The 14,941-nt window shown below is 38.8% G+C and carries 11 protein-coding genes and 1 other RNA gene; 11 read left to right on the top strand and 1 reads right to left on the bottom strand.

Annotated elements, in window-relative coordinates:
• The first annotated feature begins 5 nt into the window (after positions 1 to 5).
• The 5 genes from smpB (at position 6) to EBQ12_RS07975 (ending at position 7,640) form a co-directional block, all read left to right on the top strand.
• Positions 6 to 476 carry an SsrA-binding protein SmpB gene (gene smpB / locus EBQ12_RS07955; RefSeq protein WP_008347658.1) on the top strand — a complete coding sequence of 157 codons (471 nt, stop codon included), beginning with the start codon at positions 6 to 8 and terminating at the stop codon, positions 474 to 476.
• Positions 477 to 657: 181 nt separating this feature from the next.
• Positions 658 to 1,021, top strand: a transfer-messenger RNA (tmRNA) gene (gene ssrA, locus EBQ12_RS07960).
• A gap of 287 nt (positions 1,022 to 1,308) precedes the next feature.
• Positions 1,309 to 3,321 carry a type I restriction-modification system subunit M gene (locus tag EBQ12_RS07965; protein ID WP_096881864.1) on the top strand — a complete coding sequence of 671 codons (2,013 nt, stop codon included), beginning with the start codon at positions 1,309 to 1,311 and terminating at the stop codon, positions 3,319 to 3,321.
• A complete protein-coding gene (locus EBQ12_RS07970) occupies positions 3,318 to 4,643 on the top strand; it encodes a restriction endonuclease subunit S (protein ID WP_096881863.1) in 1,326 nt (441 codons plus the stop codon). The genes EBQ12_RS07965 and EBQ12_RS07970 overlap by 4 nt, the downstream gene beginning before the upstream one ends.
• Positions 4,644 to 4,649: 6 nt before the next feature.
• Positions 4,650 to 7,640: a type I restriction endonuclease subunit R gene (locus EBQ12_RS07975; protein WP_096881862.1), complete on the top strand. Its 2,991-nt coding sequence runs from the start codon at positions 4,650 to 4,652 to the stop codon at positions 7,638 to 7,640.
• A 332-nt stretch (positions 7,641 to 7,972) separates the two neighbouring features.
• Here EBQ12_RS07975 and EBQ12_RS07985 read toward each other — a convergent pair whose 3' ends face one another.
• Complete coding sequence (locus EBQ12_RS07985) at positions 7,973 to 8,707, bottom strand: hypothetical protein (protein ID WP_241215625.1); 735 nt, start codon at positions 8,705 to 8,707, stop codon at positions 7,973 to 7,975.
• A gap of 308 nt (positions 8,708 to 9,015) precedes the next feature.
• Between EBQ12_RS07985 and EBQ12_RS07990 the strand changes: the two genes are divergently transcribed.
• From EBQ12_RS07990 to EBQ12_RS08015, 6 genes are all read left to right on the top strand, one after another.
• On the top strand, positions 9,016 to 10,614 hold the full coding sequence (locus tag EBQ12_RS07990; protein ID WP_125589641.1) for a histidine kinase N-terminal 7TM domain-containing diguanylate cyclase: 1,599 nt from the start codon (positions 9,016 to 9,018) through the stop codon (positions 10,612 to 10,614).
• Positions 10,615 to 10,869: 255 nt separating this feature from the next.
• Entirely contained in the window at positions 10,870 to 11,325 is a 456-nt protein-coding gene (locus tag EBQ12_RS07995; protein WP_017368061.1) for a DUF6376 family protein, read from the top strand.
• A gap of 97 nt (positions 11,326 to 11,422) precedes the next feature.
• Positions 11,423 to 11,728, top strand: a complete 306-nt coding sequence (locus tag EBQ12_RS08000; protein WP_008347647.1) for a metal-sensing transcriptional repressor — start codon at positions 11,423 to 11,425, stop codon at positions 11,726 to 11,728.
• A gap of 83 nt (positions 11,729 to 11,811) precedes the next feature.
• Complete coding sequence (copZ, locus tag EBQ12_RS08005) at positions 11,812 to 12,018, top strand: copper chaperone CopZ (RefSeq protein WP_008347645.1); 207 nt, start codon at positions 11,812 to 11,814, stop codon at positions 12,016 to 12,018.
• Positions 12,019 to 12,102: 84 nt separating this feature from the next.
• Positions 12,103 to 14,538: a heavy metal translocating P-type ATPase gene (locus EBQ12_RS08010; protein WP_125589643.1), complete on the top strand. Its 2,436-nt coding sequence runs from the start codon at positions 12,103 to 12,105 to the stop codon at positions 14,536 to 14,538.
• Entirely contained in the window at positions 14,535 to 14,732 is a 198-nt protein-coding gene (locus EBQ12_RS08015) for a hypothetical protein (protein ID WP_024719822.1), read from the top strand. The genes EBQ12_RS08010 and EBQ12_RS08015 overlap by 4 nt, the downstream gene beginning before the upstream one ends.
• Positions 14,733 to 14,941 lie beyond the last annotated feature (209 nt).

A 14,941-nucleotide genomic window follows, 5' to 3' on the forward strand; every position in this document is an offset into this window, starting at 1 on the left:
CGCCAATGCCAAAGGGAGAGGGAAAGGTTGTTTCCCAAAACAAAAAAGCCAACCATGATTATTTTATAGAAGAAACATATGAAGCCGGCCTTGTATTACAAGGAACTGAAATCAAATCCATTCGAGCAGGAAAAGTGAATTTAAAAGATTCCTTTGCCAAAATCGAACGGGGAGAAGTGTTTCTTCACAACATGCACGTGAGCCCATACGAGCAGGGGAACCGTTATAACCATGATCCGCTCAGAACGAGAAAGCTGCTGCTCCACCGCAAACAAATCAGCAAATTGATTGGTGCGACAAAGGAAGAGGGCTACTCACTTGTTCCCATTAAACTCTATTTGAAAAATGGCTTTGCCAAAGTGCTAATTGGAGTCGGTAAAGGGAAGAAGAAATATGATAAACGTGAAGATCTGAAGAAAAAAGATGCGAAACGTGAAATCGAGCGAGCTTTCCGTGACCGGCAAAAGCAATTCTAGACGCATGCAGATGGCTTGCTGAGAGCGGAAGCATTATGCTACAATATGTTATGCAGTAAACAATCATTGTCGTCTTTTTACAGAAACCACCAGTTGTTTCGAGCGATGAGATTGTTATAATAGTCATATACGGAAGCAGTTAAGCTAAAGAACGTTTCCATCCCGTATATCCCTTTTACAAGGGGACGTTACGGATTCGACAGGGATGGTTCGAGCTTAGGCTGCGAGCCGAGAGGCGATCTCGTTAACACGCACCTAAATGTAACTGGCAAAACTAAAAGTTTTAACCAAAACTTAGCACTAGCTGCCTAATAAGCGCAGCGAGCTCTTCCTGACATCGCCTATGTGTCTGTGAGGAGCCCAATGAAGTAGGCTACGCTTACGTTTTCGTCTGAGGACGTAAGAAGAGATCCATCAGACTAGCTCTCCAAGCGCCCGTCAGCAGGCATGAGGATGAGTGAACACCTAAATATGTTGACTACGCTCGTAGACGCTTAAGTAATCGATGTCTCTGGACGTGGGTTCGACTCCCACCGTCTCCATACATATGATTTCAAAGGAAATCAATGAGGTCAAAGTCCTTTCATATTAAGGGTTTTGGCTTTTTTCTATTGTCGGTGATTTATAAAACTTACAATGTAGAGAGCAATCAAATAATAAGTGTTCTTTATATCAGGTTGGCCTGAAGAGTTACCAATTCCAATGTCTTTGGTTAAAGTTTCTATTTTTTGCAGTTACGTTTTGTTGTTGGAACATTTATAATTGAATGTAATATTGCATTATATTTACAAGGTTATTGTCGGGAAAATAAATTTAGAATGAGGTACATAACATGATCAACTTCCAAGATAAAGTAAGCTTCATTTGGTCAATTGCAGAGATTTTACGTGGGCCATATAAGCCAGAAGATTACGGTGAAATTATTTTGCCATTAGCTGTATTACGCCGCTTTGACTGCGTATTAGAAAGTACAAAAGAAGAAGTGTTAGAGAAGGCAGAGCAGTATCCGAATATGACGGATGAAGCACGTGATCAGATTTTAAATCGTGTGTCCAAGCAGAACTTCCACAACACAAGTAAATATGACTTCAACAAGTTATTAACAGACTCTGATAACATTGCAGATAACTTACGTGATTATATCAATGGTTTCTCAAAAGTGGCTCGTGATATTATGGATCACTTCGACTTCGATCGCCAAATCGATAAACTTGATCAAAATGACTTATTATATTTAACGATTAAACGCTTTAGTGAAATTGATTTACATCCAGAAACAGTTTCAAATATTGAGATGGGCTATGTATTTGAGGAACTAATTCGTCGTTTTAATGAGTATGCAGAAGCAGGAGATCATTACACGCCACGTGAAGTTATTCGTTTAATGACACATTTATTATTTTTACATGATGATGCGAGCATTTTAACGAAGCCAGGTTTAACACAAACATTGTATGACTGTGCAGCTGGTACAGGTGGTATGGGTTCAGTTGCCCAAGAATATTTACTTAATCAAAATCCAACAGCACATTTAGAATTTTTCGGCCAAGAGATTAACCCTGAATCTTATGCAATTTGTAAGGCAGACTTACTTATTAAAGGTGAAGATGCACGTAACATTCGTTTAGGAAACACGTTATCAAACGATCAATTCCCAAATGATACATTCGATTACTTAATTTCAAATCCACCTTACGGAGTAGACTGGAAATCATATGAGAAAGCAATTAAAAACGAACATGAGAAACAAGGTTTTGATGGTCGTTTCGGACCTGGTACGCCTCGTACAAGTGACGGCCAACTATTATTTCTCATGCACTTAATCTCAAAAATGAAGCCAGTCACAGCAGAAAATCCTCAAGGCTCTCGATTAGCCATTATTATGAATGGCTCGCCGTTATTTACAGGTGATGCAGGTTCTGGTGAAAGTGAAATTCGAAAGTATGTGCTTGAAAACGACTTAGTAGAAGGTATTGTCGCATTGCCAAATGATCTCTTCTACAATACAGGCATTGCAACGTATATTTGGATTTTAACAAACAATAAAGCACCTCTTCATAAAGGGAAAGTGCGGTTAGTCAATGCAATAGACTTCTCGAAAAAGATGAAAAAGTCGATGGGTAGCAAGCGTAACGAAATTACGGAAGAGCAAATGAATGAGATTGTTCGTTTATACGGTGATGCACAGCCAAATGAGTACGTGAAAATTTTTGAGAATGAAGACTTTGGTTATTCGAAAATTACAGTAGAACGTCCATTACGTTTAAACTTCCAAGTAAATGAGGAGCGTTTGGCACGTGTAGTAGAGCAAAAAGGCTTTGAGAACTTAGCAATATCGAAGAAAAAAGGCGATGCAGGTCACTTTGAAATTGAAGAAGGTAAGAAGCTACAAACGCAAATTTTATATGTCTTACGCACGTTAGAAAGCGATACAGTATATAAAAATCGTGAGGAGTTCACGATTGTACTAAAAGGTGCATTGAAGCAAGCGGGTATTACTATTGGGGCACCTGTATTAAAAGCAATTTTAGCTGGTCTATCAGAAAAAGATGAAACAGCCGATGTATGCATGAAAAACAAAACAGATATCGAACCAGATACAGATTTACGTGATACTGAAAATGTACCGTTAAAAGAAAACATTCATGACTACTTTGCACGTGAAGTATTACCACATGTACCAGATGCATGGATTGATGAATCAAAAACAAAGGTCGGCTACGAAATTCCATTCACTCGCCAGTTCTATAAATACACAGCACTACGCAGCTCAGCTGAAATTATGGAAGAGATTCGTGCGTTAGAAGCGGAGCTTGCTGAGCAGTTGAAGAAGGTGATGGGATGAGCAGAGAGTTAAAAGATTCAGGAGTAGAATGGATAGGAATAGTACCAGCAAACTGGTCTGTAGAAAAAATCAAGTATACAACGTATGTTAAAGGTAGAATTGGTTGGCAAGGTTTAAAATCTGATGAATTTACCGATGAAGGACCTTATTTAGTTACAGGAACGAATTTTATTGGAAAAGGAATTGATTGGGGGAGTTGTCATCATATTTCAAAGGAGAGATATCATGAAGCCCCACCTATTCAACTTAAAGAAGATGATTTATTAATTACTAAAGATGGAACCATTGGTAAAACAGCTATTGTTAGAGATATGCCAGATAAAGCTATTTTAAATAGTGGCATTTTTGTAACGAGATCAGGTAAATATGAAGTTGATTTTATGTACTGGATGCTTAATTCTCAAGTCTTCGATAAATATATTAAATTCTTTGAAACAGGTTCAACAATTAAACATTTATATCAAGAAACATTTGAAAATTTTTCTTATCCTTTACCTACACGATTAGAGCAAAAAAAAATAAGTTTGTTTTTAAATCGTAAAATTAAACTAGTAGATGAAGTTATTAAAAATAAGGAAAACATGATGACACTTTTGGAAAAACAACGCCAATCAATCATCACAGAAGCTGTTACAAAAGGTTTAAATCCGAATGTGAAAATGAAAGATTCAGGTATTGAGTGGATTGGTGAGATTCCTGAGCATTGGGAGATAAGTAAGTTAAAATATCATGCTGTAAGAATTGGAGACGGTTTACACGGAACACCTGTATATGATGATCAAGGCGAGTACCATTTTATTAATGGGAATAATCTTGGTGATATATCTATTCGATTTAATGAAAAAACCAATAAAATTAATAAGGCTGAATTTATATCACATGGTCAGAAAATAGGTGGAAATACAATTTTGGTTTCCTTGAATGGTACCATAGGCAACGTATCTATTTATAATAATGAAAAAATCATGTTAAGTAAGAGTGCGGGATTTATTAATTTGAAAAATAATATTGAAACTTTATATGTTTACTATTGGTTGAAAAGTATACATGTAGAAAATTATTTTACTAAATCTTTTGCTGGCACTACGATTAAAAATCTATCCTTAGAGACTTTGAGAAATACTCCTATTTTAATTGTGCCTATTATTGAGCAACAACAGATTGCTAAATATCTTGTAGATAAACTAAAGGAAAATGATTCCTTGCTCGAAAAAGTAAAGATCCAAATCGAAAAATTAAAAGAATACCGCCAGTCCCTTATCTACGAAGCGGTAACCGGCAAAATCGATGTAAGTGAAATGGAACTCCTTGAAGTGAGGTGAGTTTTGATGGCTGTGGATACTTCAGAAAAAGGTTTTGAAACGAATATTGAAATAGCATTAATTGCGAATGGCTATAAAAAGCGTGTGTTAGAAGGAGAAGGGAGTGCTGCTTTTAAGCAGCATGCTATCGACGTAGAAGAGCTATTTGCTTTTTTGGAGGATACGCAGGAAAAACGTATGCGTACGCTAGAGAAATCGTATGGTCCTTCTTATAAAGAAGAAGTTTTAAAACGTATTAAAGACCAGCTACATCGTCAAGGTTTGGTCGAATGTCTACGTAAAGGTATTAAAGATCGTGGCGTGACATTACAACTTGCGTATAATAAGCCACCTACGGATATGAATAAAACATTAAATGAGCAGTATGGGAAAAACCGCTTTAACGTTGCTCGCCAAGTGTATTACAGTGATAAGCATAACAATAGCTTAGATATGGTGCTATTTTTAAACGGTTTGCCCCTTGTTGTGATGGAGCTAAAAAATCCATTAACAAATCAAACCGTTGAACATGCGATGAAGCAGTTAAAGACAGACCGTAATCCACGTGAGCAACTGTTTAAATTTAATGAGCGTGTTGCTGTCTACTTTGCCGTTGACCCAGATGAAGTGTTTATGACAACAAAGCTTGATAAGAGCAAAACGTACTTCCTCCCATTTAACAAAGGCAATAATGGTGGGAAAGGCAATCCGTTAACTTACGGTGACAACTATCGAACGCATTATTTATGGGATGACATTTTAGCACCTGATAGCTTGCTCGATATTATATATCGCTTCATCTTTATTAAGAAAGACGACATTAAAGATTCAAACGGTGAAACAATAGGTGAGCGTCAAATGCTCATTTTTCCTCGTTTCCATCAGCTTGATGTTGTACGTAAGTTAGAAGCAGATGTTGCACAAAAACTTGTCGGTCATAATTATTTAATTCAGCACTCTGCGGGATCTGGTAAGACGAACTCGATCTCATGGCTTGCACACCGTTTAGCTAAGCTACATAACGAGAAAAATGAATCGATCTTTAGTAGTGTGATTGTGATTACCGATCGCCGAGTGTTAGATAAGCAATTGCAAGACGCAGTGTATCAGTTAGAACATAAAGCAGGAATGGTCGAACCAGTCGATAAAAACTCAGAGCAATTAGCACGTGCTATTAATAGTGAAACACGTATTATTATTACAACGCTCCAAAAGTTCCCGTTTATTTTGGAAAAAGTAGCGGGTTTAGAGCGAAAAAAATATGCAGTTATTATCGACGAAGCGCACTCATCTCAAGGTGGTAAAGCATCTACTGCGTTAACAAATGTTCTATCAGATAAGACGTTAGAAGCAGCATATGAAGAAGACCGGATTGCCGAAGAAAACTTAGTTGATGTAGACGAGAAAATTGTGGAATCCATTTTGAAAAGTGGAAAACAGGATAACGTATCGTTTTTTGCATTTACAGCGACGCCCAAGCCCAAGACGTTAGAAAAGTTTGGTACGGTTGGTATTGATGGTAAGCCAGAGGCCTTTCATCAATACACAATGCGCCAAGCAATTGAAGAAGGGTTTATTTTAGATGTACTTGAAAACTACACGACATATAAAACGTTCTGGAAAATTGCCAAGACTGTCGATGATGATCCGGAGGTATCGAAGAAGCAAGCCACCAAAAAGCTTGCTCAATACGTTTCATTGCATCCGCACAGCATTGAACAAAAAACAGAAATTATCATTGAACATTATCGGAATTTTGTACAGCGGAAAATTGGTGGACGTGCCAAGGCAATGGTCGTGACAGCAAGCCGTTTACATGCAGTACGTTATAAAATTGCTTTTGATAAGTATATCCATGAAAAGGGATATAACGATTTAAAAACAGTTGTGGCCTTCTCAGGTACTGTAAAAGACGGTGGAATAGATTACACGGAGCCGGACATGAACAGTTTCTCTGAAAAAGAGCTACCTGATAAATTCAATTCAGATGAATTTAAGGTATTGCTTGTAGCTGAGAAATATCAAACGGGATTTGATGAACCACTGTTGCATACGATGTATGTAGATAAGCCATTAAGTGGTATTAAAGCGGTGCAAACCCTATCTCGTTTAAATCGTACTTGCCCAGGTAAAGAGGACACATTCGTACTCGATTTTGTAAATGAACCAGAGGTTATGAAAGCTTCGTTCCAACCATATTACGAATCAACAAGCCTATCTGAAATTACGGACCCAAATATCCTTTATGATATGCAGGCTGACATCGAGCCTCATCAAGTATTTAAAGAAGATGAGGTGCAAAGGGTTAATGAACTTGAAGTAAAAGACGGTGTGAAAAAGTCAACTAGGGCGCAAACAGAGTTAAATGCAATTCTTGACAAAGGTGTAGAGCGATATAAAAAGCTTTCAGAAGAAGAACAGGTTGATTTTAAACAAGCCGCAACAAAATTTATTCGTACGTATAGTTTTGTGCTACAAGTTGTAACATTTATTGATCTAAGCTTACACAAGCAATATATTTATTTAACATACTTGTTGCGCAAACTACCTCGTACAACTGGTGATAAGGACGTTTATTTAGCTGATGATATCGCACTTGAATACTATCGAAATCAAAAGGTATTCGAAGGAAGCATCGAGTTGGAAAAAACGGGTGGCATTGAACTTGATCCACAGAAGCATGGTGCTGGTGGTGTAGCTGAAGATGAGAAGGTGCGCTTATCAAGCGTGTTAGAAAAGTTAAATGAGCGCTTTGGTACAACATTTACAGAAACAGATTTTCTTTCTCGTGAACAAGTGAAAGAGGACATGTTGAATGATGATGATCTTCGTCAGAAAGCGAAAAACAATACAAAAGAAAACTTCAAATTTGCTTTCGAAAAAACATTTATGAATTTTGTTATCGACAGAATGAGTAGCAATCAGGAATTCTTTATGAAAATTTTAGAAAACGATGAATTTAAGTCTTATATTATGGAAGACATGTTGAATGAGGTATATGGAGAAGTGAATCGATGATAATTCTATCGAAATATCACAGTATAAGTCCTAAAAGAAAAAGATGACGGACCGTCATCTTTTTCTTTTATAGTAGTTACTGTTCAGTTTTTTGTGAAGGTTTCAGGAATCGGATAAACAAAGGGCTAACTACAAAAATAGCTATAATAAGTAAAAGTTTATTTGATACAAATTTCATGAACGTAGTATTAATGATATACAATGAAATGAGTAATAAATAACATACTAAGAATAATAAACCAGACTTCCTTTTTTGAAACGGTTTATCTAAAAGAATGAGCATAAATAAACCTGCCATGATAATGATGAAGGTCATTATTTTACCTCCTTAGTTATTGTGGAAATACACCAGATGGAACTGCCGCATAACCTAATCCAGTAAATCTTATTCTTACGCCATGTCCTTCATGTTCATCTTGAATCATTTGACCAAAGCCTACAAGCCCTCCTCCTATTACTCCGGCAATAGCACTAGCTAGTTGAGTAGGAGGAACGGGTATAAATCTAGAAATGGCTGCGATTCCACTAGTAGCGCCCCCTCCAGCTTTGAAAGACTGATATAAAGATCTGGTTTCATTGCAATCAAAGTATAAGTTGTATCCCCACCAATAAACATTGTGACCGTTCTTCCCACATCCTTTAGATAATGTTGATACCTTATGATCAAGTGAATTAGTGCTAGATTCATCTAGGATTTTAATACTAAAATCAGGTTGAATAACAGCTTTCTTTTCAAGTACTAATTGGTTACTATACTTAAGCCACGCCTTTACTTCATTAATTATTGAATGATCTAGATTCAAATCAGTATAATCTGACTTTAAAATAAGAGTTCCTTTTTTAGATAAATATAGATATGATTCTATCTTTTTTATGTCTTTCATACTGACTTTTGTCTTTTTAACGTCTTTTTGTTCAGAATTAACAGGTTGATTTTTTTCAGAGTTGTTATCATCTGATTTTTTCACTTCCGCAGAGCTTACATTAGAAAAGAACGTTGTGGATATTATAATAGTTAACAAGACTATAAAAAATTTAGAAATTTTACTACAATTGTTGTTCTTCATTAAGTTTTTCCCTCCCGTTTAATGCTGTCATCATTGTACTGTAAAAAAAATATGATGTGGTAATTATTATAAAAAAGGGGAAAAAAGTAGGTTTTATATTGAGCTGGGAGTTAATTTTCGGCGAATTTTTAATTAGTCAAAAAGATGTCTTATGACTCTTGTGGAGTGTGTCGTGAAAAAAGAATAAACAAATGTCATAAAGATCTTAAAAACCGCCAACCAATTCAAAATCACATCTTCCCATTTGAGACGTCCTCATATATAGTAAGATTAGACTAGTTCTAAATAACTGAAATTGGGGCGTTTACATGGATTCGATTGTTTTACATTTTATTGTGATCATGAGTGTTTCTGGCATTCTGTCCGTAATATTATCAATCATTGCTCATGCAAATCGCCATCGGTATATTGGCTGTCAATTGTTTATGTATATGTCTGGAGCAACTGCGATTTATATTTTTGGACATACATTTGAATTATTGGCGCGCACCCCTCAAGAAATTACATTCTGGGTTAGTTTTCAATACATAGGTCTTCCGTTTATTGCACCGTTCAGTCTGATGATTGTGCTGCAGTTTACTGGTTTCCATCAATATGTAACAAAGCGCCGCGTGCTTCTCTTCTTGTTGATTCCAATTTTAACCACCATTCTGGTGTTCACCAACTCTTTTCATTCACTCTTTTACCGAAGCATAACGATGAATACAGTAGACGGCTTTTTATTAGCTGATTTTACCATTGGTTATTGGTATATCATTCATGGGGTCTATACATTTGGTTGTTCCATGCTCGCTATTTTTATGCTGCTTTGGTTTTTACGTGTGAAGAAAGATTATTTGAAACAGGTTCTGATCTTGCTCGTTGGGATATTATTACCGATCACGACTTCTTTTATCTATTTATTAGGTGTCACGCCTTTTCACATTGACCCAGTACCAGTGGTGATGTTTTTAACCAACGCACTCTACTTATGGGCGATTATGTCTTTTCATCTCTTTAAGCTCTCTCCCATTGCGATGGAGCGTGTGTTTGAACATATGTCAGAAGGTGTTCTTCTATTGGATCGATACCGAACACTGATTGATTATAACCCTGCGGCTGCATTGATCATTCCTGTGCTCGCTAAAAAGGGAATCGGCTATAAAATCGATGATATATTCTCAGGGATCATCAAAGAGCCGGCGTTTATCCAGTGGCTGCGTTCTCCGCAGGATCATTCACAGTATGATTTAATGTGGGAAAAAGAGCAGCCCTTCTATTATCATCTCACTGCTTCTTCTCTTTTTAATAGAAGAGGCGAAGTCGAAGGCAGGCAAATTGTGATCAGCGATGTTACTGAGCAGCGACTATTGCAGGAAGAGCTGGAGCGCCGAGCATATATTGATGGTTTGACGAATATCTTCAATCGGTCTTCCTTTATTGAACGAACGCAGATGTTATTGGAAGAGGATGCGCAGGATACTGCGATATTGCTATTTGATATTGATTTCTTTAAACAAATCAATGATACGCACGGACATCACATTGGAGACGAGGCATTGCGTCATGTTGTGTCCATTTGTCAGCAACATTTGAAGATGGATGATTTATTTGGGCGATATGGCGGAGAAGAGTTCGCCATTTGTCTGCCGCATCATTCATTTGAAGAGGCATGTCATATTGCGGAACAAATGAGACATTCATTTGAAGTGAGTTTCTTTCAGACAGATGAGAAAAAAGTAAGAGTGACAGCAAGTTTTGGCGTCGCCCATACAGCGAATGATCCCTCTATATTAGAAACGCTTCTATTTGAGGCAGATCAAGCCTTGTATATGTCAAAACGCCAGGGACGTAATCGGATTTATGCATCAACTGGTTCGGACTATATGCTGTACCAAAAGCAGGATCTTCCGCCTGCTTCTCATTGACTGTTGTCCTTCATTTAGATATGATAAACATAACATTTGAACGGTTTCCTAAAGGGGAGTAGCTTTTACGGTTTGGTCGTCATTACAGAAACATCCGTTGTTTCTCGGCCATTCCGGCATGAACATGTTAGCCAGACCTTTGCCTATCACACTTGAGGCAAAGGTCTGGCTTTTTTTAAGGTCTTTTTGCATCTGTGTGGTTGGGAGCTGGACAAATGAGGGGTTTCAACATAGCAGATGAAAGGATGATGGATCTTGAAACAATATGTGATGGCGTTTCTATTTACCGGTACGTTTTTGTTAAGTGGATGTTCTGGACTGCTAGACCAAGTAAACGATACAACGACATATGTCACAGAGGCAAATGAGTATGTGACAGATATTCAGCAATTCACAGAGGATTTTCCACAGCTTGCGGAAGAAGCTGTACAAGATGTTGCCAAAAGAGCAGATTTGACGCAGCAGCTGGAATCATTGAAAGCAGACATTCAAGAATTTAATGAACTCACAGCCCCATCAATAGCAGAAGACCTGCATGCACAAATCATAGAGAAAAATAAAGTGCTGTCAGAGGAGATTCAAACCTATTTACAGCAATTGAAAATGGACAACTTCGATGCTGCAGCTATTTTAGAGGATCAGCAAGGCCTCATGAAGCAGCTTCAGCAATCTGTCAACCTTTTGCAAGATATTGAACAGTTGACAAACTAGGATAAACAAACGGTGATCACAGCATATCTTTGCCTTTTCAGGTGAAGATATGCTTTAATTGAATGTAAGACAAGTATGATAGAAAAAAGGTGATCAGATGACAGAACAAGAAGAAAGACATATCGCTTCGCCTAGAGCTGAGAAGGAAAAAGAGCAATTAATCAATCGCTTAAAACGAGTGGAAGGTCAAGTGCGAGGGATTCAGCAAATGATTGAAAACGATCGTTACTGCATAGATGTCGTGAATCAAATTTCTGCTGTCAATGCAGCTTTAAAAAAAGTGAGTCTTCAATTAATGGAAAAGCATACACACCACTGCGTAGCGGATGCCATTAAGAGCGGTAATGGGGATGAAGCGATTGAGGAGTTAATGAATGTCTTCACGAAGCTGACAAAATCGTAGCAAAAAGCGGATCATTTATGTTTACAATGATACCCTACTAGGGTATAGTAAAAATAGAAAATGATTGATGGAGGCGATGAGAAGTGGAACAAGCAACACTACAAGTGCAAGGCATGTCTTGCGGACATTGTGTGAAAGCAGTCGAAGGAAATGTAGGAGAATTAGCAGGTGTTGAATCTGTGAAAGTCCATTTAGATAAGGGTCAGGTGGAGGTTTCCTTTCACTCAGATCAAATCACGTTACACCAGATCTCTGATGTCATTGAAGAACAGGGATATGATGTCGTATAAAATGAGCATACGTGCTGCATAAGACAGCACGTATTTTTTTAAAAATAACAATACCCCCATGGAGTATGTGGAGAGGTGAGATAAATGAAAAAAGAAATTGATTTTCAAATTACGGGAATGACTTGCGCCGCCTGTGCAGGCCGCATTGAAAAGGGCTTGAACAGGTTGGAAGGTGTGGACGACGCCAGTGTGAACTTAGCGCTTGAAACATCCCACATTGTGTATGAAACAGAACAACTCACAGCAGAGGATCTAAAACAAAAAATTCAATCTCTTGGCTATGATGTGGTGATGGAGCAAGCCGAATTTGATATAGAGGGAATGACATGTGCGGCTTGTGCAAACCGAATTGAGAAAAAAGTCAACCGGATGGACGGTATTGATAAAGGATCAGTGAACTTTGCGCTTGAATCACTTCAGGTGACGTATCATCCTGGGCAAATATCTCCAAGTGACATAAAAGAGGCTGTGAAATCCATTGGGTATTCATTAATCGAACCAGCCGAAGAGCATGCAGAGGAAGGAAAAAAAGACCATCGCCAAGTAGCGATTGAGAAACAAACGGCACGCTTTTTGTTCTCGATGATTTTGTCATTGCCTCTTCTTTGGGCAATGGTCAGTCATTTTTCTTTCACATCGTTTATTTGGCTGCCAGAAGCGTTTATGAATCCATGGGTTCAGCTCGCATTAGCAGCGCCCGTCCAGTTCATTGTCGGCTGGCCTTTTTATGTAGGTGCTTATAAAGCGTTGAAAAATAAAAGTGCCAATATGGATGTCCTTGTGGCATTAGGGACATCAGCTGCTTTTTTCTATAGTTTATATGAAAGTATTCAGTCAGCGGTTCAAGGCACACATGAGGCGGCCCTCTATTATGAAACGAGTGCTGTGCTCATTACGCTAATTGTGCTCGGAAAATTAATGGAAGCAAGAGCGAAAGGAAGATCATCAGAAGCGATTCAAAAACTGATGGGTTTACAAGCGAAAGAAGCTGTGATAGAACGAGATGGGAAAGAAATGACCGTTCCTATTTCTGAAGTGAAAGTGAATGATCTTGTGTTCGTCAAGCCGGGTGAAAAAGTCCCGGTAGACGGAGAAATCATCGAAGGAACAACAGCGATCGACGAATCCATGATTACAGGTGAAAGTCTGCCAGTTGATAAAACCACAGGAGATACAGTCATCGGGGCAACCATCAATAAAAATGGATTTGTGAAAGTGAAAGCAACAAAAGTAGGAAAAGAAACGGCTCTTTCACAAATCATTCGAGTCGTCGAACAAGCGCAAGGCTCAAAAGCACCAATTCAAAGAATGGCAGATCAAATTTCAGGGATATTTGTCCCCATTGTTGTAGGATTGGCTGTGCTCACTTTTCTGATTTGGTATATCTTTGTTGATCCAGGAAATGTGACAGCAGCCCTTGAGACCTTTATAGCGGTCATCGTCATCGCATGTCCTTGTGCGCTTGGTCTTGCTACACCGACCTCTATTATGGCAGGCAGCGGCCGGGCAGCTGAATCAGGGATTTTGTTTAAAGGCGGAGAACACTTAGAGGTAACCCAATCACTAGATACAGTAGTGCTAGATAAAACAGGGACTGTGACAAAAGGGGAGCCGAGTCTTACAGATGTGATCGCGTCTGCCAATTGGACAGAAGATACGCTGCTTCAGTTAGCAGGATCGGCAGAACAGCAGTCAGAGCATCCACTTGCCAGAGCGATTACAGAAGGCATGAAGAACCGGGGTCTCCAAGCGGTAGAGGTAGAAGCTTTTCAAGCAGATCCTGGTCATGGAATTGAAGCAAGAGCTGCAGGACATGAGCTTTTGATTGGCACACGGAAGCTCCTAAAGAAACATCATATCAGCTGCGAAGCACTAGAAGCAGTTGTGACTGAGCTTGAAGAACAAGGAAAAACGGCGATGCTCATTGCCATTGACCGCGAGCCAGCAGGTATTGTTGCCGTTGCTGATACAATCAAATCGTCTTCTTCTCAAGCGGTCGCTCGTCTCAAAGAGCAAGGGATTCACGTCGTGATGATGACAGGAGATAACAAACGCACAGCAGAAGCGATTGCGAGTGAGGCAGGCATAGATCATGTCATTGCTGAAGTTCTTCCAGAGGAAAAAGCGGCTCATATTGTAGCGCTTCAGAAACAAGGAAAAAAAGTGGCGATGGTTGGAGACGGCATCAATGATGCCCCTGCCCTTGCAACAGCAAATATCGGGATGGCTGTCGGAACAGGTACAGATGTTGCCATGGAAGCGGCAGATATTACGCTCATGACAGGAGATCTCCATGCCATTGCAGATGCACTTGAATTTAGCAGAAAAACGATGAGAAACATTAAACAGAATCTATTTTGGGCACTTGCTTACAATTGTATTGGCATACCAGTCGCCGCATTTGGGTTCCTGGCACCATGGCTTGCAGGAGCGGCAATGGCCTTTAGTTCTGTATCGGTTGTGCTGAACGCACTAAGATTACAGCGATTGAAACCTGTCAGAGAGGGTGTGGCAAAATGAAGCTGAATGTCAAATGGGTGTGGACGTTGAGTGCTGTGATTTATGTAGCCATTGTACTGATAGGCTATGCGGTTTATGTCGAACTTTCTCCTCTTCAAGAGCCGCCAGCTGATCATATGCAACATGAGACTTCATCAGAAGCGAAGTCCTCGCATTCGGTGTCAGTCCTGCGCTTCGGTACTCGCCCTTTCTAGACTTCAATGGATTTCTATCACAAAGAGCTAACATAAAGTTCATTTTAGCTCTTTCTCAACAACCTGAGACTTCGCCAAAAGCGAAGTCTTTTTTTAACAATTTTGTGGAAAAACCCACCTTTTAAAAGATTTTTCATAAAAAATTCACTTCTTTTTGTTCCTTTTTGTCGTTTTTTGTAGGTTCATCGTTAAGATGCGATTAGGTAACA

Source organism: Bacillus sp. 2B09, assembly GCF_003946835.1.
Lineage (GTDB): Bacteria > Bacillota > Bacilli > Bacillales > Bacillaceae > Bacillus > Bacillus altitudinis.

What these genes read in the sequence shown, in the direction of transcription:
- smpB (WP_008347658.1), top strand. Translation starts at nt 6, where the DNA reads ATGCCAAAGGGAGAGGGAAAGGTTGTTTCCCAAAACAAAAAAGCCAAC.
- EBQ12_RS07965 (WP_096881864.1), top strand. Translation starts at nt 1,309, where the DNA reads ATGATCAACTTCCAAGATAAAGTAAGCTTCATTTGGTCAATTGCAGAG.
- EBQ12_RS07970 (WP_096881863.1), top strand. Translation starts at nt 3,318, where the DNA reads ATGAGCAGAGAGTTAAAAGATTCAGGAGTAGAATGGATAGGAATAGTA.
- EBQ12_RS07975 (WP_096881862.1), top strand. Translation starts at nt 4,650, where the DNA reads ATGGCTGTGGATACTTCAGAAAAAGGTTTTGAAACGAATATTGAAATA.
- EBQ12_RS07985 (WP_241215625.1), bottom strand. Translation starts at nt 8,707, where the DNA reads ATGAAGAACAACAATTGTAGTAAAATTTCTAAATTTTTTATAGTCTTG.
- EBQ12_RS07990 (WP_125589641.1), top strand. Translation starts at nt 9,016, where the DNA reads ATGGATTCGATTGTTTTACATTTTATTGTGATCATGAGTGTTTCTGGC.
- EBQ12_RS08000 (WP_008347647.1), top strand. Translation starts at nt 11,423, where the DNA reads ATGACAGAACAAGAAGAAAGACATATCGCTTCGCCTAGAGCTGAGAAG.
- EBQ12_RS08010 (WP_125589643.1), top strand. Translation starts at nt 12,103, where the DNA reads ATGAAAAAAGAAATTGATTTTCAAATTACGGGAATGACTTGCGCCGCC.
- EBQ12_RS08015 (WP_024719822.1), top strand. Translation starts at nt 14,535, where the DNA reads ATGAAGCTGAATGTCAAATGGGTGTGGACGTTGAGTGCTGTGATTTAT.